The sequence below is a fragment of the Pseudomonas helleri genome (assembly GCF_045830615.1).
Taxonomy (GTDB): domain Bacteria; phylum Pseudomonadota; class Gammaproteobacteria; order Pseudomonadales; family Pseudomonadaceae; genus Aquipseudomonas; species Aquipseudomonas helleri.
In genome coordinates, this window is sequence record NZ_CP174501.1 from 3,497,281 (window position 1) to 3,519,434 (window position 22,154).

26 protein-coding genes, 1 tRNA gene and 2 pseudogenes are annotated in these 22,154 nt (G+C 53.7%); 14 read left to right on the forward strand and 15 right to left on the reverse strand.

What is annotated here, in order from left to right; genetic code table 11:
* Window positions 1-20: 20 nt before the first annotated feature.
* From ACJJU9_RS15620 to ACJJU9_RS15630, 3 genes are all read left to right on the forward strand, one after another.
* Window positions 21-1,361: an RHS repeat domain-containing protein gene (locus tag ACJJU9_RS15620; protein ID WP_407728946.1), complete on the forward strand. Its 1,341-nt coding sequence runs from the start codon at window positions 21-23 to the stop codon at window positions 1,359-1,361.
* On the forward strand, window positions 1,352-1,690 hold the full coding sequence (locus ACJJU9_RS15625; protein ID WP_407728947.1) for a hypothetical protein: 339 nt from the start codon (window positions 1,352-1,354) through the stop codon (window positions 1,688-1,690). Before ACJJU9_RS15620 ends, ACJJU9_RS15625 begins: the two co-directional genes overlap by 10 nt.
* 528 nt (window positions 1,691-2,218) lie before the next feature.
* A complete protein-coding gene (locus ACJJU9_RS15630) occupies window positions 2,219-2,668 on the forward strand; it encodes a hypothetical protein (RefSeq protein ID WP_407728948.1) in 450 nt (149 codons plus the stop codon).
* A gap of 2,259 nt (window positions 2,669-4,927) precedes the next feature.
* Here the strand turns inward: ACJJU9_RS15630 and ACJJU9_RS15635 are convergent.
* A pseudogene (locus ACJJU9_RS15635) lies at window positions 4,928-5,210 on the reverse strand (glycoside hydrolase family 19 protein); the annotation flags it as partial.
* A gap of 317 nt (window positions 5,211-5,527) precedes the next feature.
* On the opposite strand from ACJJU9_RS15635, the gene ACJJU9_RS15640 reads away from it, so the two are divergent.
* Complete coding sequence (locus ACJJU9_RS15640) at window positions 5,528-6,094, forward strand: DJ-1/PfpI family protein (RefSeq protein WP_407728949.1); 567 nt, start codon at window positions 5,528-5,530, stop codon at window positions 6,092-6,094.
* A 99-nt stretch (window positions 6,095-6,193) separates the two neighbouring features.
* Here the strand turns inward: ACJJU9_RS15640 and ACJJU9_RS15645 are convergent.
* A pseudogene (locus ACJJU9_RS15645) lies at window positions 6,194-6,416 on the reverse strand (transposase domain-containing protein); the annotation flags it as partial.
* 110 nt (window positions 6,417-6,526) lie between these two features.
* On the reverse strand, window positions 6,527-7,327 hold the full coding sequence (locus tag ACJJU9_RS15650; RefSeq protein WP_407728950.1) for a PhzF family phenazine biosynthesis protein: 801 nt from the start codon (window positions 7,325-7,327) through the stop codon (window positions 6,527-6,529).
* A gap of 477 nt (window positions 7,328-7,804) precedes the next feature.
* On the opposite strand from ACJJU9_RS15650, the gene ACJJU9_RS15655 reads away from it, so the two are divergent.
* Window positions 7,805-8,140: a 5-carboxymethyl-2-hydroxymuconate Delta-isomerase gene (locus ACJJU9_RS15655; RefSeq protein WP_314916585.1), complete on the forward strand. Its 336-nt coding sequence runs from the start codon at window positions 7,805-7,807 to the stop codon at window positions 8,138-8,140.
* A gap of 553 nt (window positions 8,141-8,693) precedes the next feature.
* On the opposite strand, the gene ACJJU9_RS15660 is transcribed toward ACJJU9_RS15655, so the two are convergent.
* Window positions 8,694-8,781: transfer RNA gene (locus ACJJU9_RS15660), tRNA-Ser, on the reverse strand.
* A 122-nt stretch (window positions 8,782-8,903) separates the two neighbouring features.
* Between ACJJU9_RS15660 and ACJJU9_RS15665 the strand changes: the two genes are divergently transcribed.
* The 7 genes from ACJJU9_RS15665 to ACJJU9_RS15695 all read left to right on the forward strand — a co-directional run bounded on the left by ACJJU9_RS15665 (window position 8,904) and on the right by ACJJU9_RS15695 (window position 12,318).
* A complete protein-coding gene (locus tag ACJJU9_RS15665; protein WP_048371231.1) occupies window positions 8,904-9,575 on the forward strand; it encodes a Bax inhibitor-1/YccA family protein in 672 nt (223 codons plus the stop codon).
* A 109-nt stretch (window positions 9,576-9,684) separates the two neighbouring features.
* Window positions 9,685-10,077, forward strand: coding sequence for a sulfurtransferase complex subunit TusD (gene tusD / locus ACJJU9_RS15670; protein WP_153336792.1), 393 nt, complete (start codon window positions 9,685-9,687; stop codon window positions 10,075-10,077).
* A gap of 1 nt (window position 10,078) precedes the next feature.
* Window positions 10,079-10,441, forward strand: a complete 363-nt coding sequence (tusC, locus tag ACJJU9_RS15675) for a sulfurtransferase complex subunit TusC (RefSeq protein ID WP_407728951.1) — start codon at window positions 10,079-10,081, stop codon at window positions 10,439-10,441.
* Window positions 10,441-10,740 carry a sulfurtransferase complex subunit TusB gene (gene tusB, locus ACJJU9_RS15680; RefSeq protein ID WP_123751578.1) on the forward strand — a complete coding sequence of 100 codons (300 nt, stop codon included), beginning with the start codon at window positions 10,441-10,443 and terminating at the stop codon, window positions 10,738-10,740. Before tusC ends, tusB begins: the two co-directional genes overlap by 1 nt.
* Window positions 10,737-11,072, forward strand: coding sequence for a TusE/DsrC/DsvC family sulfur relay protein (locus ACJJU9_RS15685; RefSeq protein ID WP_048391108.1), 336 nt, complete (start codon window positions 10,737-10,739; stop codon window positions 11,070-11,072). Before tusB ends, ACJJU9_RS15685 begins: the two co-directional genes overlap by 4 nt.
* A complete protein-coding gene (locus tag ACJJU9_RS15690) occupies window positions 11,069-12,070 on the forward strand; it encodes a glycosyl transferase family protein (RefSeq protein WP_407728952.1) in 1,002 nt (333 codons plus the stop codon). The genes ACJJU9_RS15685 and ACJJU9_RS15690 overlap by 4 nt, the downstream gene beginning before the upstream one ends.
* Before the next feature lie 20 nt (window positions 12,071-12,090).
* Window positions 12,091-12,318: a YheU family protein gene (locus ACJJU9_RS15695; RefSeq protein WP_016781468.1), complete on the forward strand. Its 228-nt coding sequence runs from the start codon at window positions 12,091-12,093 to the stop codon at window positions 12,316-12,318.
* On the opposite strand, the gene ACJJU9_RS15700 is transcribed toward ACJJU9_RS15695, so the two are convergent.
* Both ACJJU9_RS15700 and ACJJU9_RS15705 read right to left on the reverse strand, forming a co-directional pair.
* Entirely contained in the window at window positions 12,315-12,518 is a 204-nt protein-coding gene (locus ACJJU9_RS15700; protein ID WP_048371242.1) for a carbon storage regulator, read from the reverse strand. The genes ACJJU9_RS15695 and ACJJU9_RS15700 overlap by 4 nt on opposite strands.
* A gap of 175 nt (window positions 12,519-12,693) precedes the next feature.
* A complete protein-coding gene (locus ACJJU9_RS15705) occupies window positions 12,694-13,026 on the reverse strand; it encodes a YnfA family protein (RefSeq protein WP_048371244.1) in 333 nt (110 codons plus the stop codon).
* Between the two features lie 202 nt (window positions 13,027-13,228).
* On the opposite strand from ACJJU9_RS15705, the gene ACJJU9_RS15710 reads away from it, so the two are divergent.
* Window positions 13,229-13,381, forward strand: a complete 153-nt coding sequence (locus ACJJU9_RS15710; protein WP_048371247.1) for a DUF3309 family protein — start codon at window positions 13,229-13,231, stop codon at window positions 13,379-13,381.
* 66 nt (window positions 13,382-13,447) lie between these two features.
* Here the strand turns inward: ACJJU9_RS15710 and ACJJU9_RS15715 are convergent, their stop codons facing one another.
* From ACJJU9_RS15715 to ACJJU9_RS15735, 5 genes are all read right to left on the reverse strand, one after another.
* A complete protein-coding gene (locus ACJJU9_RS15715) occupies window positions 13,448-15,529 on the reverse strand; it encodes an LTA synthase family protein (protein ID WP_407728953.1) in 2,082 nt (693 codons plus the stop codon).
* A 329-nt stretch (window positions 15,530-15,858) separates the two neighbouring features.
* Window positions 15,859-16,734 carry a polyamine aminopropyltransferase gene (speE, locus tag ACJJU9_RS15720; RefSeq protein ID WP_048371251.1) on the reverse strand — a complete coding sequence of 292 codons (876 nt, stop codon included), beginning with the start codon at window positions 16,732-16,734 and terminating at the stop codon, window positions 15,859-15,861.
* Between the two features lie 207 nt (window positions 16,735-16,941).
* Window positions 16,942-17,133 (reverse strand): PLDc N-terminal domain-containing protein, encoded by a 192-nt coding sequence (locus ACJJU9_RS15725; RefSeq protein ID WP_048371254.1) that lies wholly within the window; start codon window positions 17,131-17,133, stop codon window positions 16,942-16,944.
* A gap of 82 nt (window positions 17,134-17,215) precedes the next feature.
* The gene (locus ACJJU9_RS15730; RefSeq protein WP_048371256.1) at window positions 17,216-17,746 is read right to left on the reverse strand and encodes a hypothetical protein; all 531 of its coding nucleotides are present in this window, start codon (window positions 17,744-17,746) and stop codon (window positions 17,216-17,218) included.
* 71 nt (window positions 17,747-17,817) lie between these two features.
* Window positions 17,818-18,351: an ankyrin repeat domain-containing protein gene (locus ACJJU9_RS15735; protein WP_407728954.1), complete on the reverse strand. Its 534-nt coding sequence runs from the start codon at window positions 18,349-18,351 to the stop codon at window positions 17,818-17,820.
* Between the two features lie 311 nt (window positions 18,352-18,662).
* On the opposite strand from ACJJU9_RS15735, the gene ACJJU9_RS15740 reads away from it, so the two are divergent.
* Complete coding sequence (locus ACJJU9_RS15740; RefSeq protein ID WP_048371628.1) at window positions 18,663-18,941, forward strand: DUF3509 domain-containing protein; 279 nt, start codon at window positions 18,663-18,665, stop codon at window positions 18,939-18,941.
* A gap of 92 nt (window positions 18,942-19,033) precedes the next feature.
* On the opposite strand, the gene mtnC is transcribed toward ACJJU9_RS15740, so the two are convergent.
* The 4 genes from mtnC to ACJJU9_RS15760 form a co-directional block, all read right to left on the reverse strand.
* Entirely contained in the window at window positions 19,034-19,711 is a 678-nt protein-coding gene (mtnC, locus tag ACJJU9_RS15745) for an acireductone synthase (protein WP_407728955.1), read from the reverse strand.
* Window positions 19,712-19,720: 9 nt separating this feature from the next.
* A complete protein-coding gene (locus ACJJU9_RS15750) occupies window positions 19,721-20,266 on the reverse strand; it encodes an acireductone dioxygenase (protein WP_048371260.1) in 546 nt (181 codons plus the stop codon).
* Window positions 20,267-20,367: 101 nt separating this feature from the next.
* Window positions 20,368-20,988, reverse strand: a complete 621-nt coding sequence (locus ACJJU9_RS15755; protein WP_407728956.1) for a methylthioribulose 1-phosphate dehydratase — start codon at window positions 20,986-20,988, stop codon at window positions 20,368-20,370.
* Window positions 20,985-22,133 carry an MFS transporter gene (locus ACJJU9_RS15760; protein WP_048371265.1) on the reverse strand — a complete coding sequence of 383 codons (1,149 nt, stop codon included), beginning with the start codon at window positions 22,131-22,133 and terminating at the stop codon, window positions 20,985-20,987. The genes ACJJU9_RS15755 and ACJJU9_RS15760 overlap by 4 nt, the downstream gene beginning before the upstream one ends.
* Between the last annotated feature and the right edge of the window lie 21 nt (window positions 22,134-22,154).

Consider the following 22,154-nt stretch of genomic DNA (forward strand, 5'->3'; position numbering starts at 1 on the left):
CTTGCGACCTGCCCGGCCGTTTGCTCAGCGCCACCACCCTAAAGGACGAAGAAAACTTCGCCTTCGATCCGGCCAGCAACCTGCTCGACCCCAAGGCCCCGCGCCGGCCCATCCACCATCCGCCGCCCAAGCTCCTCGACAACCTGCTGCGCGACTACGTCGGCCAGCACTACACCTACGACGCCCGCGGCAATCTGCTTGAACGCCTCGACAACGGCAAAAAAACCCGCTTCACCTGGGACCTCTACGACCGCCTGACCCGCTACGAAGACGACCGCCTCACCGCCGACTTCGCCTACGACGCACTGGGGCGACGGGTAGCCAAATACTCCAAAGCCCACTGCCCGCCCAGCCCCGGCGCCGGCCCGGCGTGGATCGAGCAGCAACAGCGCACGCTCAACGCCCAATACGACTGCGGCCAAAACATCTACGGCTGGGACGGCGACACCCTCGCTTATGAAACACGCTACAGCGACAACCCCGGCGAACGACGCCTGATCCACTACTTCTACGAACCGGGCAGCTTCATCCCCGTCGCCCAAACCGTCGAAAACCGCAGCCTGTCGCTAGTGCGCGAGCCAAGCCATGAAAACGGCTACCACATCGACCGCGACCCGCTGTGGCGACACCAACCCGTAGCGAAACCGTTCAACGCCATGGCCTGGTACCAATGCGACCACCTCGGCACGCCGATGGAACTCACCGACCAACGCGGCGAGATTGCCTGGAGTGGGACCTATCAAGCGTGGGGGTTGGCCAAAGAAAAGCGTACCGACAGCGCAACTCGCGAAAACATCCGCAACCCGCTGCGCTTTCAAGGGCAGTACTTCGACACTGAAACCGGACTGCACTACAACCGCTATCGGTACTATGATCCGCAAGTCGGAAGGTTTATCAGCAGAGACCCGATCGGGTTTGCGGGTGGGCTGAATGTCTATGCGTATGCGCCGAATCCGGTGGGGTGGGTTGATCCGTTTGGGTTGTCTAAAAGGCCTCTCCCATCAAAAATACCAGTTCACCGGATAGGGGGAAATTCCTCAGATAATCTTCGACTTAAAGATGCAGAGAAAAATCTAGATCCTCCAGGAATATCTGTCCTTCACAGCTGCTGCCCTTGCGATGCATCACGACAAATGCGAGAAGCATTCCCCAAAGCAAGCGGCTTACAACGCGCAGCAGAAACAGTTGCATCGGGATCAACGGATAAAATTAGAGCAGCTGGCTTTGATGTAATTGAGGACCCTACAAAAAAATTCCCCAACCATGCAAGGATTATTCACCCAAATGGGGAAACCGGGTTCAACGATGATAATTTAGGAAAACTATCTGACGCCTTAGGGAGCACAACAAAATGCCCATGACTATTCAAGCTTTTATTTTAATGGACAAAAACGGAGTGATAATAGGACGCATCGACCCAATACAACTCACCCCAAAAATACAAGGAAAATTTTCTCCAACCACTGAATTCTCTAAATATAAACCTATCTTCTCCGAACTGGAGCATGCGGCAAATAATATGTTACTCAGTCATGCAGATGAAATAGAGAAAAAAATAGACGCCATGGATTTTTATGCTATTAGAGACAACCAACCTGAAAAAAAACTTAAATTCAAACGCCTCCAGATAATGGGCGGCGAAGCCATATTCGAACCTCAGCAAGTCTTACATGACAAATTAATACAATAATAAGTCATGAGAGCCAACCCAATACCGACTCAACAAATTATAAATATAACCTAATAAGCTAGCGCTTTAATAAATATTAAAAAAACTCACAGGCATATACCAATCAAAACCATAGTTTGCCTCGGCGACATCACCGACTACGGCGGAGTCATCATCGCCCCCCACACCTACCTCAACGGCAAGCCGAGGGCAAGTGTAGGCGACCCGGTGATGCGCCCCTAGTGCAAAGTGCCGTTTCCGATTATAGAGGGCTGCGGCACCTATTCCGCCAGCGGCGTTCCTGTCGTCACGTACGGCATGAAGACCGCCTGAGGTGCCAGCCTAATCGCCAGCACCTCGCGTGCATCGGTGCACCGTTGACCATAAGTTTATCGCTCTTTAACAGCCCAACAACAGCATTGGCCCTGCGCCGTTAATGCCTACACACCTTTCAAACCCCGCGACGCCGATGGCCACAGGGTCAGTTAGCTGACCTACGGCCAGTTAAAGGAACAGACCGTAGCCCTTAGCGGCTCAAGCAAGCGCCTGATGGTGCGCAATTACCGCTATGACGACGCCGGGCAGTTGACCGACCTGCACGACAACCGCCGTGGCGACATCAACTACCGTTACGACCCGCTCGGCCGTTTGCTCGGAGCCAGCAGCCAGCACAAAGAAGAAACCTTCGCCTTTGACCCGGCCAGCAACCCGCTAGACCCCAAGGCCCCGCGCCGGCCCATCCACCACCCGCCGCCCAAGCTCCTCGATAACCTGCTGCGTGACTACGTCGGCCAGCACTACACCTACGACGCCCGCGGCAACCTGCTTGAACGCCTCGACAACGGCAAAAAAGCCCGCTTCACCTGGGACCTCTACGACCGCCTGACCCGCTACGAAGACGACCGCCTGACAGCCGACTTCGCCTACGACGCACTGGGGAGACGGGTAGCCAAATACTCCAAGGGCTGTGGCCAATTAGTCAGCGTTCTTGCTCAATAGGCTCTATCAAAGAAGCTGAATGATTAGGTAAACACAATCATCGAATCTGACCATGCAGGAAGAGAACTGGCTCTACACTTTAGGCAATGCCACTTGCTTGCTTGGAACTGATTTCTGAGCAGGATCAAAGAGCAGCAACTCTGGGGATGTTGTTTCTGGCTAAAGAGGTGACTTATGTCGATTTCAATTGGCATTGTGCGGACGCTGTGTGGCCTCTTCTCTTTTAAGCGAACCACTACGCCTCGCCGGCTCAGTCGCGATGAAGCCAGCCTGATTGAGCACTACCGCCTGCTGTCTGAGTCAGACCGCATTGCGATGCGTTACCTGTGTACTTCGCTAAAAGAAATTTCCCGCTTCTAAAACGCGGGGATGCCTATGGATTGCTGAGCTACACACATAGAGACATCGAACGAGGTTGTGGGGGTGGCGAGAAATCGCAACGAGAAGGAGGCTGACTCTGAGGCACCTCTGATTGCGGAAACCATGGCCGCCCTGCAGCCCCATTTGCCAAACCCCAGAAACGACAAAGCCCGCTAAAAGCGGGCTCTGTCGGTGTAACAATATGGCGGAGGCGTAGAGATTCGAACTCTAGGACATGTAACAGCTGACGAATTTCAAGCATCGTATTAAATCGTTATATTTCAACAGATTAGTATTCATTATATTCCGCAAGATAAATATTCTTGCGCAGCTATATGCCGCGTCCTGCAAAGCTTGGATTTTTGGTTCCGGCACCACTTTAACGCGTTTTCTGTGATTTATTCTTATCTAGGTAAAGGCACAAAGAACTTGCAATTCAGACACAGTCAATCAAGCCTGTTCCAGACGGCAACGATAGTATTTCAAAGTCTTCGCGATTTCATGAGTTTAGAGAGTGTATAGCTAACAAAGGGCGATTCACAAAAAAACCAAGACTCACCCTAAAATTAACCGAAAGACAACATCTAGAAATAAAACCTCAGCGACTGACTCCAGTCAATTGAACCAAATAAAAAAAACCAATAAAAGCATTTAAAAATCAACTTTATTACTTTCCTTTCTCAGAGACTACCACCTTAAGCCCAACCGAAAATTCAAGACAGAAGAAAAGCTACTTGACGATACAATACAATTATCCCCTCAAGGTAATCAGCAGCTTCATTCCCCTCAACTAACCCAGCATCATATAAAGCTTCAATATATCCGGACGCCCTACCGTACATTTCATTAAGCTTTAGACTGTCACCAGCAGAGCTTATCCCTCCCTTAAACCCCCTTAACATCTCAACCATAGAAGAATCAACTAAATCACTACGTCACACTCATCATACCGCTCACAACTCGACGCTTTAACTTTACTACAAAACATAAAAACCCTTAACAGAAACACCAACTAAAAGCTAAATAAATACAATGTAAAACAGGCCTTCAACCGAGTTTATTGCACTCACCCGAGGTCGAATCAGTAATCAGCGAACGGGTTAAACGACCATCACCCTATAGATCAGAATCGCTGCAATCCAAAACTCCGAATCTGTATAAACACTTAAAATCGTAAGCCAACGAACTAAAGAAAACCTCACAACTATTGATTCAGATCAATTTTCACAACATCACAGTTATGTTAACTACCAGGCCAAACTCAAACCAGTCAACCGACACCGCTAGAGTGCTTCCCATTAATGGCTATTGGAATTGCATCGGAGTTTCGCATTTGCACACGAATAGCATTTGCAATTATTTTTTATACGCCCCCATCCTCCTGCAGGCGCATTGTATTTGCGAACGCCTTCAAACCTTATCGACCTAGATACATCCGCTCCTTATTGCATGAAGACATAAGCCCTTCACTGTTCGTGTTTAGTCTATGTGCAATATACGAGTCGATCTTCAATACACATAAGCTGCTGATCCCTTTGATTTTGTATGGTTATTTTTCGCTGTTTTGACCTTAGGTAAACGTGATTGATCTGTCAAGAGTTTTGCTGGCATATCATTGCTCAGTCGGCTATACCCGCTGCTGTGCGGATAGCCAATTGATTTACACCGACGTCTGTTAGATGTATACCTCGAGATTGGGCCAAAAAATTGGTTCCCACTGTTATTGGGTCAGAGAACTTCGGCCGTTCTTTTTATTTCGCTCCTGGGACTTCTTTGGCGTAGGCCTGCAGCGCGATCAGTCCTTGATCGGCGTCGCCGGTGATTCCGATAATTCGTTGAGCATACGCCAGGCCAAGCTGGGCTATACGGGATCCGTATACCGGGCCGCCTCGCCCCACCTCATAACACCTTGAGCGCCCGGTCATACAACGCCTGCCGATCGGCCGCGCCTTTCTGGCCACCATTATTACGCTGGGTTATCTTGTTGAACTGGCCTGCGTCGACCAGCGTATTTAGGCCTTTGGATGCCCAGTACTTAGCTGCAGACTTGCCGGTGTGCTGCGGCTTTTCAGCAGCTCCGTCTGATTGAACAGATCCAGTGCCAGCGCCTTCCCACAGGTCATGTAATTGGCCCCGCCAGTGAACTGGGCAGGCCCCGGCCGTGATACTTCTGACCGTCACCATCAGCCTGTGGCGTGCTCTCTAATTGCGGAAAGGATTTTTGTAAGCGGGCGGCGAACACACCTACCTAATCCCAGCCAAGGGCTGTGATCTGAGTGAATACATGGCTGAGATCATCAGGAGATAAAAATAAACATGTGCTGAACGACGATACTCAAGGAGTTGACTGCCGGCTACTAACGCGACAGACCGCTCCAGACGAATTTTACGGTTCATTACTGGCTGCTGGTGAGGACCGACGCCAGTCGACGCGAAGCAGCCCTTGATGTCTGTTTGTTATCTTTATATGTTACGGGCATTCATTGCAGATTCTGACTGATGGCACGCGTAGGTTTGATACTGACACCCGGTTTTGCGGACTGGGAATATGCATTCATTGCTGGTACGGCGTCCCCCTTTTACGGGATCGACGCCAGGTTTTTCGCTCCTACTACGGGGCAGTTTTTTTCGCAGGGTGGATTGGCTGTAACGGTCGATAGCAGCTTGCAACAATGTCTGGACTGGAAACCGGACGTCGTCGTCATCATCGGCGGAATGGTCTGGGAAAGTGCAGACGCCCCGGATATTCGAGATTTTCTTCATGACAGTCGTTCAAGTGGAGCAACCATTGCCGGTATCTGTGGAGGAACGCTGGCACTTGCGAGGGCCGGGCTTCTCGACACTATTCCTCATACCTCGAACAGCGCTGACTTCTTACAGAATGCCGTCAGTTATGAAGGCTTCACGCTTTACCGAAGCAGCTCGATAGCGGTGATGGAAGACCGCATCATTACTGCTCCAGGTACCGCCCCCGTTAGCTTCACCTGTGCAGTGTTTGAAGGTGCCGGGCTATCTTCAGAGAGCATTTCTCAGTTCAGATCAATGTTGGCAGCGGAAAATGGGTGATCGCGTCGTCCCTGCATGTCGGACACACTCTCACGAGGTAACTGATGTGCGCTGGGGATGTAGCTGTGGGTAAGCGTCCGGGCATCAAGCCTTGCGTAATTAAACCGGCTGCCACTTAATGCGGCCGCAACTGATCTATCTCACTCGCCCGCTGCGCCGGCAGGCGCGTGAGAACATCCTTCAAATAAGCGTACGGGTCATGACCATTCAGCCGCGCCGACTGGATCTGGCTCATGATCGCCGCCGCCCGTTATGCGCTGTATAACGACCCCGTAAAGAGCCAGTTCTTACATCCAGGAGCCCAAGGCCGGCTCTGGCTCTCTGCTCATTTGTTGTCTATGAATTTGCCCCTCGAAAAGTCGTCTGTTGTTGGGTGGTTCGCTTCATGTCAGCGCGAGAAGAAACGAATTACCATGCAGGCAAACTCCGCTGTCATGCTTCGAAAACCAAACCTCCAACTCTGATCATTCCATCACAGTTAGACACAGTGATTTGACACCTATTACCTAGCATGAGTCCTTGGTGCAGAATGATGTTTTTTGCCAGATAAACGCTAAGCGCGCCCGCTGCTACGCCAGTTGCAGCATCCTCCAGGCTCTCTATTAAATGATTGAAATTTCGTCCCTCGTACTTATTCAGTTCGCAGTGCGCGTAGGCGTAAATGCCATTCACAGCAAACACCTTCCCCCATTCGACAATCTCAGTTAACTGGGGACGCAATGCGTACAACTCCTCTGGACTGACCATTTCAACCAATAGCTTCGGACTACCTACCGACGCTACTGCCGCGGTGGGCTTGATAGCTGTTTCATCGCAGCCGAGCAGTTTTGCAATGGCACCCATAGAGGGTACAGGGCTTTTCACTTGATCCGGTTCGACACTGATGCTCAGCTCATTTTCCGAGTGCGTAAATGCCAACAACTGGTTACCTATAGATGTCTGCATTGACCCAGAATATTCAGCAGCATGATGGGTGTGCATGTAATACGCCGCCGCCAGTGAAGCGTGAAAACAAAGAGGACTTCTGGCATGTGGATAATAGAAATCGAGAATGCACGGTCCGACGCCACCCTCCCCTATGTTGATGAACACACAAGCATTAACTTTCTGAGCGGATGCAAAACTTTGACGCTCAGCAGTCGACGATCCAGAGGAGGCACCTTCAAAAATTACCAAAGCTTCATTGCCGCTATTTGGCTCTGTTCCAAAACATCTATATCGCTTTAAGTACATTTTGTAGATTCGCAGTGTTTGGTCATTGATATCTAGTGTAGCCGGAAGGGGGCGCCAAACCTACTCAACGTAGCGAGGAAGGCATCCACTGCTAAGGCAGCAACTGCCCTACACTGCCTGCCTGCTGTTTTGGAATCGACGCGAGTACATCTTTGGGTATACATAGGGATCATGCTCGTTCAGCAGTGCTAATCCAATGAGTTAGTAAATGGCATCAGAGTACTCCAGTGCAGAGATGTGTTGAATATGACTCAATAGCTGCATCTGGCCAAAAGTGGTCGTTCGCGAGCGGAAGCTATCAGCCAGAAGCCGCCAGTAGCGAAAGACTGCTCTGGTCCAATAGCGGTCACCGAACGTCTACGAAACCCGGAACAACTCATTTAGTGCCAATACCCCCACTTGACAGTTGGAGGCAAACGTTCGAAAGTACCCACTCAAATTTACCATTCAAATAATACGGATATAGTTGAAGACATTATGCCTCATTGCATTATTGAGTGTTCAGCCACTCTGAATGGCGACATGCTTACATCGAAAGTTTATCAGGGCACACTAGACTCGATGCTTTTCGAACCGGACGGTAGCGATATTAAAGTCCGGGCAATTGCCTATGACAGTTACAGTGTAGGCGGCTTTAAGAGCGACTTTGTTCATGTAACGGTCAAGATACTTTCCGGGAGATCCTTGGTGCAAAAAACAGTGCTCTCTAAATCGATACAGACCAAGCTCAGCGAACTTAATTTGGTGTCATGCTCCATAACCGTTGAGATTGTTGATATCGAGCGTACAAGCTATTTGAAGTGGCTCGTTTAGTTCACGCATCCAGCTTGCGCCGCTCCTTTTATTTCGTGTCTGGGACTTTTTTGGAGCATGCCTGACAGGCCGACAGTGCGATCAATCCTTGATCTACGTCGCCGGTGATTCCGAAAATTCGTTGAGTATGCGCCGGGTCAAGTTGAGCACTACAGGGCCATAAACCAAGCTGTGAGTGCGAGTTTGCATTGAACTGAGTCGGTGGCGTCGAGTAGGACTGACAGCCGCAGATCAGCAGTAACAAGGCGATCACGCAGGTGTGCTTGGTTAGTTTTCTCACCGCTCATGGCGCGATAGTGTGTTTGGTCGCAGGCTGCCAGCCAAGGATATCGGCGAAGCACGCCTGCCGTTGGGCCACACCAGGGGAGATATTACGCAGCGTGTTTACAGCCGCATCTGAGCGACCGCTAACCCGTCAAAATGAGTTGAGTTATTGAACACATGCTAAAAAGTTTTGGAACGCTTCACCCAAAACCGCCCTTGAGCAGCACCCTTCTCCGAACCCCAGAAACGACAAAGCCCGCTAAAAGCGGGCTCTGTCGGTGTAGCAATATGGCGGAGGCGTAGAGATTCGAACTCTAGGACCTGTTACAGTCGACGGTTTTCAAGACCGTTGCCTTAAACCACTCGGCCACACCTCCTATGTTGTTGCGGGCGCCATAATACCTGAATGAAACACGTTGTCAAACTCTCTTGATCGCTTGTTTCAGAGCCTCTGCTATGATCTTTGCTACTTAACATTTCAAACCACAGGAGTATCGCCATGCGCGAACAGGATTACGCCGTTAATAACAGCGTGCAGGCTGAGCAGCTAGAGGTTAGCCGCGTCCTGCGCAACACTTACGGTTTACTGGCTTTGACGCTCGCTTTCAGCGGCGTGATGGCTTATGTCGCTCAACAGATGCGGGTCGGTTACCCGAATATTTTCGTGGTGCTGATCGGTTTCTACGGGCTGTTTTTCTTGACCAACAAGCTGCGCGATTCGGCTTGGGGCTTGGTGTCTACGTTTGCCTTGACCGGTTTCATGGGCTTTTTGTTGGGCCCAATCCTCAACCGTTACTTGGGCATGCAGGGCGGCGCTGAGGTTGTCAGCTCGGCATTTGCCATGACCGCGCTGGTGTTTGGCGGCCTTTCTGCTTATGTGCTGATCACTCGCAAGGACATGAGCTTCCTGGGCGGCTTTATCACCGCAGGCTTCTTTGTCCTGCTGGGCGCCGTAGTTGCCAGCTTCTTCTTCCAGGTCAGCGGCCTGCAACTGGCCATCAGCGCAGGTTTTGTGCTGTTTTCTTCGGTCTGCATCTTGTTCCAGACCAGCGCCATCATTCATGGCGGCGAGCGTAACTACATCATGGCGACCATCAGCCTGTATGTTTCGATCTACAACCTGTTTATCAGCCTGCTGCAAATTTTCGGCATCATGAGCAGCGACGACTGATTGATAGCGCAACACGAAAGCCCGCTTCGGCGGGCTTTTTGTTGCCTGCTGCAAGCATCTTTGAGCGTCTGCCTTTATCATTGCCGCAGATTTGCTGACAGAGCTCACCATGAAATTTGCCATTGCCCTTTATTCAGCAGCCCATGCGCCCTCTTCTCGCCGCGCCTTGCGTTTTGCCGAGGCAGTGCTGGCAAGCGGTCACGAGATCGTGCGGCTGTTCTTCTATCAGGACGGTGTGCACAGCGCCTCGAGCAATGTGGTCACACCGCAAGACGAGCAAGACATCGCGCAGCAGTGGGCCGCGTTCGTCAGCCAACATCAGCTGGACGGCGTGGTGTGTATTGCCGCAGCCCTGCGCCGCGGTGTATTGAATGAAGACGAAGCAGCGCGCTATGAGCGCCCGGCGGTCAATCTGCAAGCGCCATGGGAGTTGTCTGGCCTGGGCCAGTTACACGACGCGATTCAATCGGCTGATCGACTGATCTGCTTCGGAGGGCCTTGATATGGCTAAGTCGCTGTTGATTATCAGCCGCCAGGCGCCCTGGTCGGGCCCAGGCGCCAAAGAGGCACTGGATCTTGTGTTGGCGGGGGGCGCGTTCGATTTGCCGATTGCACTCATGTTTATGGACGATGGGGTATTCCAGCTCGTTCCCGGACAAAACGCGGCCGCGCTGCAACAAAAAAACCTTCAGGCCAATCTGCAAGCCCTGTCACTGTTCGGGATTGATGACGTGTTTGCCTGCGGCCACAGCCTGGCCGAGCGCGGCATTTCGCCCGCACATTTGGCAGTCGACGATGTACACGCCCTGTCAACCGATGAAGTACGCGCCCTTATTGACCGTTTTGACCAAGTGATAACTCTCTGATGACGACCCTACACGTCCTGAGCCACTCGCCCTTTTCAGACACACGCCTTAGCAGCTGCTTACGCGTTCTGGGCACCGATGACGCGCTGTTGCTGACAGGTGACGCGGTTTACGCTCTACAACCTCAAAGCAGCCCTCTGAAGGCCCTGGAAGAAAAAAGCGCCACGCTTAAGCTTTTTGTCCTCGAAGAAGATCTGCTCGCACGCCATCTCGACTGCCCGCAGTGGGCGACAGCGGTGGATTACCCGGCCTTTGTCGAGCTGTCGATTCACTATGACAAGGTCAACAGCTGGCTATGAGTACCCTCCTTCTCAACGGCAAACACATCGCGCTGGATAAAGACGGCTATTTGCTCGACCTTAACGACTGGTCTGCCGAGGTCGCCCATGCACTGGCGGCCGAGGCGCAGATCGAGTTGAGCCCCGAGCACTGGGAGATCCTTGAGCTGTTGCGCAGTTTTTATCAGGAGTTCGAGCTGTCACCCGCGACACGCCCGCTGATCAAGTACACCGCGCTCAAGCTGGGCCCTGAAAAAGGCAACAGCTTGCACCTCAACCGCCTGTTTAATGGCACACCGGCCAAGCTCGCTGCCAAGCTGGCGGGCCTGCCAAAACCGACTAATTGCCTATGAATACGCCTGCTGAGCTGACATTAGAAACCCCGGCCGAACACCCTTTCGCGCCATTTGTGCGCATTCTGGGCAAAGGTAAACGCGGCGCCCGCAACTTGACCCGCGAAGAAGCGCGCGAGGCAATGGGCATGCTCCTTGACGAAAAAGTCGAAGACACGCAACTGGGTGCTTTCCTGATGTTGCTGCGTCACAAGGAAGAAAGCCCCGAGGAATTGGCCGGCTTTACCGAAGCCTTGCGTGAGCGTCTGACAGCGCCAGCAATCAACGTTGATATCGACTGGCCGACTTATGCAGGCAAGAAGCGTCACCTGCCCTGGTACCTGCTGGCTGCCAAATGCCTGGCGCAAAACGGTGTGCGGATTGTTATGCACGGCGGCGGCGCTCATACCGCAGGGCGACTGTACAGTGAACAACTGCTGGACGAGTTGTCTATTCCGCTGTGCCGCGACTGGCAAAGCGTTGAAACTGCGCTCGACACCCAGCATCTGGCCTTTATGCCATTGCAGGACTGGGCGCCGCAGTTGCAGCGCATGATCGATCTGCGCAACACCTTGGGTTTGCGCTCGCCCATTCACTCACTGGCGCGCATTTTGAACCCGCTGGGCGCCCGCTGCGGCCTGCAAAGCATTTTCCATCCGGGCTACCAAAGCGTGCACCGCGAAGCCAGCGGCTTGCTGGGCGACACCAGCATCGTGATCAAAGGCGACGGCGGTGAAATCGAGATCAACCCGGACACCATCAGCCATTTGTACGGCACCACGGCGGGCGTCAGTTGGGATGAAGAGTGGCCAGCACTGTCAGCTCGACGCCACGTGAAACCGGCCTCACTTGAGCCGCGGCAGCTCAAGGCACTGTGGCGGGGCGAGATCGAAGACAGTTACCCGCAACTGGCCCTGCTCTCGACCATGGCCTTGGCCCTTCGCGGGCTGGGCACACCGCGAGAACAAGCATTCGAGTTGGCGCAGGGTTATTGGGATAACCGCGACAAATCGATTTAACTCATTTGCGAGACCGCCTCATGCTAATTCCTTACGACCAGCTTGAACCTGACACCCTCACCCGCCTGATTGAAGACTTCGTCAGCCGCGACGGTACCGACAACGGTGATGACACTCCCCAGGAGACACGTGTCCTGCGGGTGCGCCATGCCCTGAGCAAAGGGCAAGCCGTGATCTTCTTTGATCTGGAAAGCCAGCAATGCCAGTTGATGCCCAAACATGCCGTTCCCAAAGAGTTCTTTGATTAACGCTTGCTCAACGGCCCAATGGTCAAATGCCCGGGGTCCTGATTTTTGATCCGGTCGTAGATTTCGCCTCGGTGAACGCTGACGCTCCTGGGGGCATCAATCCCCAGGCGTACGTGGCTGCCACTGATGGCAATGACATGGACAATAATGTCTTCGCCAATCGAGAAGCGTTCGCCGCTGACGCGTTTTAGAATCTGCATGGCTCTTATCCTTAAAGGTGTCTGGCCACGAAGACTGAACCGCGTCATTCGGTACTTCAATCCTTACACAGCAATTCAGCTTGGGCTTACTCCTATCTGGATTAAGCCCTACATCGACTAGCTAAAAGTCCTACGCGACAGCTGTCGAATATTCCTCATCAGTAGGGGGTTTGGCTTAGGGTGCCGAAAAGCGTGGCCCCAACAGAATGATGGTTGCCCCTATCACGCACAGCACCAGTCCGATCCAGTCAGAGCCCAATGGCCGGACTCGCTCCACAACCGCCAACCAGGCAATAGACGTCACGATGTAGATCCCGCCATACGCGGCATAAGCCCGGCCCGCATATGCCGCTTCGACCTTGGTCAAGAGCAGGGCAAAAACGGCCAGACTCAACACTGCCGGCACAACCCACACCACACTCTTGCCTTGACGCAGCCACATCCAGAATCCGTAGCAGCCTGCAATTTCAAATAACGCGGCCAAAAAAAACCAAACGTAATTAAGCATGAATACTTCTTTCCTTAGGCAGCGCGCCACCCTACTCGCGCCCCATCAGCCAGGCAATAGCCAACCTTTAGCACGCGTCACAGAATAAAAAGTTGAATTATTTTCGCACCCGGCAAGTCGGACTTATTAAGAGCGTACGTAGCAGTGGTTTCAACGCCACTGAACGCCGTCCTTACTGACAATAATCAATGAGGAAATAGTCATGACCCTGATACTTCTGATCATCCTGATCTTGCTGCTGGTGGGCGGGCTGCCAGTTTTCCCTCACTCCCGAAACTGGGGCTACGGCCCGTCCGGTATTATCGGCACCGTACTGGTCGTACTGCTGATACTGCTCTTGCTCGGCAAAATATAGCGCCGTAGTCATGGCATTACGCGCAAAAAAAAGAGGCCCTGAGGCCTCTTCTTTTTTCACGCTGGTTTACTTCGGATCCACGACACCCGCAGTGTTATCCAACAAGCTTTTGGTTGCTGTCTGCAAGAAGGATTCAAGCTTCTTCTTCAGTTCAGCTTCGTCTGGCGAGTCAGTCACTACTTTGGCTTGCGGGTTCGGGCCCAAGTTGTATTGCCATACCTTGGCAGGCATGTCTTTAGGCTGAACCAGCAGATGATCGCCGCTGATGATGGCCACGGTCTGATCGTTGCCAGATGGCTTGATCACACCTGAACCCTTGTCACCTTCCGGCAGGTTCAGCAGGTCACGGCCCCAGCATTGCTGACGGAACTCACCACCCAGACGACCCATGATGGTCGGTACGATGTCGATCTGCGTACCCACGGTATCAACCCGCGCACCAAACTTCTCCTGGATGCCCGGCCCGATCAACAGCAATGGAACGTTGAAACGCCCAAGGTCCATCTCGGAGATCTGCTGCTCGTTACCAAAACCGTGGTCACCCACAATCACAAACAAGGTTTCCTTGAAATACGGCTCTTTACGCGCCTTTTCAAAGAATTGACCCAGCGCCCAGTCCGAATAGCGCATGGCGGTCAAATGCTCGTTCAACGAGCCGCGGTCGGTCACCCGTTCAACCGGCAATGGCGTTGGCAAGGCATACGGCGTGTGGTTGGACAGGGTTTGCAGCAAGGCATAGAACGGCTCTTTGCCTTCACGCTTTTTCAGCTCTTCCAGGCCACGGTTGAACATGTCCTGGTCGGACACGCCCCACGTAGGATCAGAGAACACCGGGTTTACGAAATCATTACGGCCAACGAACGTGGTCATGCCTTGGTTGCTGAAGAAACCAGACTGGTTGTCCCAGGCAAAATCACCGTTGTACACATACACATCATCGTATTTACGGGCGCTCAGCAGCTCCGGCAGACCGGACAGCTTGTGGCTGCCTTCCGGGGTCTGCATCAGGTATTCGAAACCTGGCAGGTTCGGGAAGCACGCCATAGTGGCGAACATGCCCTGATGCGTGTGCGTACCGTTGGAGAAGAAGCGCTCAAACAACAGGCCTTCTTTGGCCAGGTTGTCGAAGTAAGGCGTGACGTTGCCTGGACGCCCCAGCGCACCCACCGAGTGGCCAGCGAAGCTTTCCATCAAGATGACGACAACGTTCTTGATCGGCAGAGTTTTTTCTTCTGGTGGCGTGGTATCACGGCGCACAGGCGCGGTGTCCGCATCGACCAGCTTGTCGTTCGGGGTCAGCAGCATGTCGCGCACGGTCTGCTGAGCCTCAGGCTGCGGCAGGTTGGCTTTCCAGATATTGCTGCGCTCATCGGAGAAGCGGCTCTGCGCCGCTGAAATCAGCGACAAGGAACCATTGAGCCCTAACTGGTTAGCGAAGTTGGAATCCGTCGTGTAGGCATCACCCCAGCGCAGTGGAGGACCTTGGCGCAGTGTGCCGCGAGCAGCGACCACACACACCACCAGAATCACCATGAACACGGCAATGCGCGCATACCATGGCGCGACGGCATGTTGAGTACCAGCGCCAGCAGCCGATGTCGCACGGGTGCGGGTTAGGCGGTCTGCACCTTTAAATGCAAAGTACAGGATCACCGTCCCGACGGCCCAGGCCAGCAGGTAACGCACCACCGGGAAACCGTACCAGAGCATGCTCATGACGGTTTTCGGGTCTTCCTTCACGTATTGGAAGACCAGACCGTTGAGGCGCTGGTGGAATTCACGGTAAAAGTCCATCTCCATCAGGCCCAGGAACAGCGCCAGGCTGGAGGCGGCAGTCAGCCAGAAACGCATGGCACCGCGCAGTCGCATCGCATGCGCACTGAGCAATGACAGCAACAAAGGAATGCTGAGATAAACCACGATGCGCAGGTCAAAGCGCAGACCATTGAAAAAGGCTTCGAGGAACGTTGAGGCCGGGGTATCCAGGATCATTTCCCGGTTGTAAACCAGCAATGCCACCCGCAACAGGGTAAACATCAGCATCATGATCAAGGCGCTGAGCAGCGTAAACGCCAGATGCGATTTGACGGTCGGTTGCAACATTCGCTGGGCAGCGTTCTGTTGTTTTAAGGCGTCCGGGTTTGCCATGTCGTTTTAGGACCCAATTGATTCAAGTTGAAGTGGCTTTTCTGTGCACGGCCAGCACCTGCGCCTATAGGGCACACGTGCAGGGAGGTCATGCGCGGGCGGGCAAATGTTGCACGATCACCGGTGATTTACCACTGATACTGCACCCTTTAATGCACAGGGTTTGGCTCGACACCTGAACTGGAAATCCAGGTGAATGGCTTCTGAGAAGCAGCCGAGCCGAAATTTTGCACGCAAATTGTCATGGACGGCACGTGAAAATTTTGTGCAAATGCATAATTTGAAACATAAGAAAGGGCCTTTCGGCCCTTTCTGTAACTCACTGCGCGTTAAACGTTGCCTGGCTTGTTAATCGCCTGCAAAACGTATTGCGGCAAGGCAAACGAACCTTGGTGAACTTCAGGGTTGTAATAGCGAGTAACAATGCCACTGCCAATAAAGCGCTGACGCAGCGTCTCCAGCGGCAACTTGCGGTAGTCGCTGTTGGTTGAGCCCCAAGCAAAGGTCATCGAACCGCCGATGTAAGTCGGCACGGCCGCTTGATAGAAGTGCCAATCGGCGAACAAACCACGCATGCGCTCTGCGGTGGTTTTAACTTCTTGCAGTTGCATGAACGGCGTGCCGTTTTGCGTCACCAGCACACCACCTTCATTCAGGCAGCGATGGCAGGCTTGATAGAAGTTTTCAGAGAACAACACTTCACCCGGGCCGATCGGGTCGGTGGAGTCAGAAATGATCACATCGAACTTTTCTTCAGTGGTCGCCACAAAGCGCATGCCGTCATCGATCACCAGATTCAGGCGCGGATCGTCGTAGGCCCCTTTGGAGTGGTTCGGCAAGAACTCTTTGCACATTTCAACCACGGTGCCGTCGATCTCGACCATGGTGATGTGCTCAATGCCCACATGCTTGGTCACTTCGCGCAGCATGCCACCGTCGCCGCCGCCAATGATCAGCACGCGCTTGACCGTGCCGTGCGCCAGAATCGGCACATGAGTCAGCATCTCGTGGTAGATGAACTCATCCTTTTCCGTGGTCTGAATCACGCCATCCAATGCCATGACCCGGCCCATCACCGGGTTTTCGAAAATCACCAGGCGCTGGTGGTCAGTGCGCACTTCGTGCAGCAGCTTGTCCATACGAAAACGCTGACCATAACCCTCGTAGAGGGTTTCGAGATAGTCGGTGCTAAGTACTTCAGTCATGGGAAGTCCCTTTGAATGCAGATGGCAACGGACGGTCACCCGCCCATGATCGGCAGCTTGAGCGCTTACCACTGTTGCGGTACACGCGTTCAACTGCCCAAGAAAGGCGCGCATTCTACGACGACGAGCATGACAGGTCGAACCTTGACGCAGACAAACTCAGCGGGTGGCGCCAAATAAAGCCGTCGCCACCCACTGGCCGACGACTTAAATGCGCACATTGCCTCGCGGCCCGGCTATGGCCCAGATAATGAGGCCGAGCACCGGCAAGAAGATAATCAACAGCACCCAAAGGATTTTCATCCCGGTTCCGACGTTACTTTTGAGCACATTGATGATGGCCCAAATATCCAGCGCCAGAATAATCAGACCTACCAGACCATTAAACGTCGACCCCATGGTGATGCTCCTGAGTGAGTGCGTGTTTACTTAGGATAGTCAGCTACGGCGAGGGTTCCGTTTTTTTATTGCAGGCCGGATATCAAACGTGAACAGCGACCTTCAACGCTTCCAGCGCAGGCGCAGCACTGATACCTACCTCGGCACACAAGGCCAGCACCCGCGGCACGTCATTGCCGTACACCAGCACCATTTGCAGTTCATCATCCAGCGGCTGACTCAGGTTCAGCAGCACATAGCCGCCGTTCTCCGGGTTCATGCTGCCCATCTGGATCTGGATACGGTTCAACGCCGTCAGCGCTTCGGTTTTGGCCAATTGCTTGGGTTTGATGTTGAAAGGCACGCCAGGACCAAACGAGGCAACGATCTGGGTGAACAGGTCGACATAGGTGTCAGCCTGGAACAGGACGGTTTCCGGCAGGCTGCCAATGACGACCCACTCGCCCAACGCAATAGGGTAAGTGTCGTCGTAGTTGATGTCCGGGTTTGCCGCCAGAAATGCGTCTTGATCAGCGTAGGCTTGTGCTGCTTCGTCAGCGATTTTTGCAATTTCTTCGTCGCCCATGCACCCAGAGCTGATTTTGCTGATGAGTTCAACGAGAGTGTTTTTCATGGGCAAGGCCTGTCACAAGGAAAATTGAGGGCGCGCAGGATATATCAATTGCGCGCCTCAAGGGCATGTAATCAGCCCAACAACTCGTTCAACAGCGCGACGCTATCGTTTGCGCCCATGGTCTTGGCAGCATCCAGCGCGGTGACCTCATTGGCATCCTTGGCTTTTGGATCGGCGCCTTTGCTGATCAGGTACTTAATGATTTCGGTGCGATTAAACATCGCAGCCATCATCAAGGCGGTACGGCCGTCAAACGAAGCGCCTTCAACCTGCGCCCCGCCCTCGATCAGGGTTTTAACCATCTCCAAATCGCCTTTGAAAGCCGCGCCAGCAATCGGGCTTTGACCGTTGTCATTGCGAATTTCAGGGTCAGCCTTGTGCTCAAGCAATACCTTCACAGCGTCAACATGCCCGTGATAGCTGGCCAGCATCAGCAAGGTGTCGCCCTTGTGATTACGCAAATTAGGCGGCAAGCCCCTGCTCATCAGAGCTGCCAGCATGGCGGCGTCGCCCTCGCGGGCTTTATTGAAAACCTGCTCGGCAAACTCAGCCGCTTCCTCGGGGGTCATCTGCCGTTGTTGATCGGCTGGCTTGTTGTCTGACATATGAGGCTCCAGGTTGGCTACATAAAGCCGTAGTTTCCCGAGAGCGGCCAACGGTGTCATCCCCTTTTTACTCAAGTGCGTCATAGAAACAATCAATCAGCAAACGACTCTTGTACAAACGCACCAACAAACCGTGCGATTGGGCAAAATGCAGGATGCATGATGGCCATTCATGCAAAATGCACGAACCCCGCATCTCAACAAAAATCTAAGCCATTGATTTAAAAGGGTTTTATTGGATATCCATACTGGCACAATCACTGCAACTACCTCTCCATGCAAGCACAGATGAGCTAATGGAGCTGATTGACATGAGCCTGATCCAAGAAAAATTCGCGTCCCTGTTTTCGAACTACACCGTCAACGTTAAGCCCCGCCCGGATGGCGGTGTATTGCTGACGTTGTGTGACAGCGAAGGTAAACAGACTCAGCGGGTCATTTCATACGCGCAATTGCACACCGCAGAGCAACTGACTTGGGTGATCAGCGCGATCCGTCGGGATCTGGCAGGTACAGCCAGTGAACTGCCGACCATTTCACTGCTGCAAAGCCAGCACCGCTTTGCCCTGCCGACCTATCACACGCGTTGATAAAAGCCTGAACAAACTGTAGGAGCGAACTTGCCTCGCGATCTTTCCAACATCAAAGATCGCAAGCAAGCTCGCTCCTTCACGTTCAAAGATTAAATATCGATCTCGGCAAAGCTGCTGACCGTCAGATGATCACCCAACTTCTTCCCGCCTTCTCGCGCCAGACCACAGGTTTGCATGCCGGCTTGTTGTGCCGCGTCCAGCTCTTCGACGATGTCCGATAGAAACAGGATTTTCCCCGCCGGGCAGCCGATGGCTTCTGTGATGTGCCGGTACGATTGGGCTTCGCGCTTGGGCCCGGAAGTGGTGTCGAAATAGCCGCTGAACAAGGGGGTCAGATCGCCCGCTTCCGAACAGCCAAAAATCAGCTGTTGCGCCTGGATCGATCCTGACGAGTACACGTACAAGTCATAGCCCTTTTCGTGCCAGGCCTTGAGTGCCTCGACGGCATCCGGGTAGACGTGCCCTTTCAACTCGCCCGCCTCGTAACCCTGCTTCCAGATCATGCCCTGCAGCGCCTTAAGCGGCGTGGCTTTGCGGTCTTCAGCGATCCACTGTTGCAGGATCTCGATCACCCGCTCAACGTCCGCCTCGGGCTCGCCGCTGTCCAGGCGCACCGCCCCCAGTTGCTTCGCAACATCAGGGGTTTCGGCATGTTCACGGACGAAGTCAGGCAGGTGTTTGGCCGCAAATGGAAACAACACGTCAAACACAAAGCTGACGGCGCTGGTGGTGCCTTCAATGTCAGTGAGGATGGCTTTGATCGGCATACGGTGTCCTTAGTCTTCGAGGCGCGGGAAGCGGCTGGCGATGTCTTCGCCGGTAAAGTTTGCAACCCAGCCTTCAGGGTTATTAAACAACCGGATGGCCACAAAGTGCGGGTGCTCGCCCATGTCAAACCAATGCGGGGTGCCCGCTGGCACTGAGATCAGGTCGTTTTTTTCGCACAGCACGGCATACACATAGTCACCAATGTGCAAGGTAAACAGCCCACGGCCCGCCACGAAGAAGCGCACTTCATCTTCGCCATGACGGTGCTCATCGAGGAACTTGGCGCGCAGCTCGGCTTTTTGCGGGTGGTCGCTGTTGAGGCTGATCACGTCAACGGTGACGTAACCCTGCTCAGTCATCAATTGATCAATCTGCGTGCGATAGGCGTCGATCACTTCGTCCTGGCTGGCGCCCGGCTGGATCGGCGCAGCCGCCTGCCAGCGCTCAAAGCGCACGCCCTGCTCGGCCAGCGTGGAGGCGATGTCTTCAAGGTGGGTCAATACCTTGTTGGGTATTTCCGGGCTTGAAACGTGGTAAACAGAAAGGCTGCTCATGGGGGTATTCCTCAGCTTCGGCGTGCACTTTCGGCTTTTTCCAGGCCGTTCAGGCAGACCGTTGAAATCAGGCGGTGGGCTTCTTCGACGTGAAGTCAGCGTTAACGGTTAAGCACAGCGCGGGTTTTCAACTCGCATTCAAACAAAAATTCAAAGGCTTCGATCTGACGCAAGGCATCGCTCATGCGGGCGCCCCACGTATACAGACCATGCCCACGAATCAGGTAACCCACGCAGTCAGGGTGTGCCTCAAGCCAGGGCTGAACCTTGGCGGCCAGTCGCTCGATGTCCTGATCATTGTCAAAAATCGGCACCCGAACTGTCGACTCATGGGTCGACACACCACTGAAGGCTTTTTGCAGTTCGTAGTCTTTAAATTCGATGCGGTCACCCGGCGTCAGCCGCGACAGCACCGTGGCATTCACCGAATGCGTGTGCAACACCGCGCCGATCTCCGGGCGCCAGCTGTACAGCTGAGTGTGCAGCAAGGTTTCCGCAGAAGGCTTTTTGCCCGGTTCCAAGCTGTTGCCTGACAAATCCGTGGCCAGCACATCATCAATGCCCAACTGGCCTTTGTGCTTGCCAGACACCGTCAGCAGCGCCTCGGTGGCCGATAGCCGGGCCGAGTAGTTGCTGCTGGTGGCCGGCGACCAGCCGCGACCATATAAAAAACGCCCGGCTTCAATGATTTCCAGGCTCAAGTGTTCACGGGTAAGGCTCATGCCCTGTCCTCTTGCAATCGAGTAGCGATGATAACGGCTGCAGCCAGTGCTGCGAGGCTTGCCATACTAAAGGTGATAGTCGGCCCGAGTGTGTTCCAGCTGTAACCGGCATAAAGCGCTCCCGCCGCGCCGCCCATACCGGCCAGGGTGGCGTAGAGCGCTTGCCCCTGCCCTTGTTGACCAGGCCCGAAACTGCGCTGCACGAAACTCATGGCCGATGCATGAAAACTGCCAAACGTTGCCGCGTGCATCAACTGCGCCAACAGCAACACCCACAGGTATTCAGCAAATGATCCCAGCAACAGCCAGCGCAAGGCGGCCAAGGCAAAGCTGGCCATCAACACGCGACGCAACGAAAACTTGAGCAGGATGCGGCGCATGGCCAAAAACATCAGAACCTCAGCCACAACCCCCAACGCCCACAGCATACCGATCACGCCACGGCTGTAACCCAGGCTTTCAAGGTGCAAGGTGATGAAGGTGTAATACGGGCCATGGCTCAGTTGCATCAGCGCAACAGTCACATAAAACGCAATCACGCCGGGGCTGCGCAGTTGCTTGAAAAAGCCGCCCTCGTGGGGTTTTCGCCCCTGATTCGAAGGCTGGGCATTGGGCACCCACAAGCTGCACAACACTATGCCGCCCATGATCACGACCAGCGCCACCGGGTAAATATCCAGGCTCAGCCATTCAAACAGGCGACCCAGAATCACCACGGTGAGGATAAAACCAATCGACCCCCACAAACGCACCTGGCTGTAACGCTCCGGTTGTTCGCGCAAGTGGGCAAAGGTGATGACTTCAAACTGCGGCAGCACCGCGTGCCAGAAGAACGCATGCAACGCCATGACCAGCGCCAGCCAGGCGTAGCTCTTGCTGATAAAGATCAGGCTGAAGCCGAGCAAGGTGCACAACGCACCCAGCCGCACGATCAGCAGGCGCTTGCCGGTGTAATCACCCAGCCAGCCCCACAAGTTGGGCGCCACGCAGCGCATCAGCATGGGAATGGCGACCAACTCGCCGATCCGTGCACTGGAGAATCCGAGGTGATGGAAGTACAGCGCCAGAAAAGGCGCTGTAGCACCGAGCAAAGCGAAGTAAAACAGGTAAAACCCTGACAAACGCCAGTAAGGAAGAGGCGCCATTGCCATCAGACCATGGCGCTC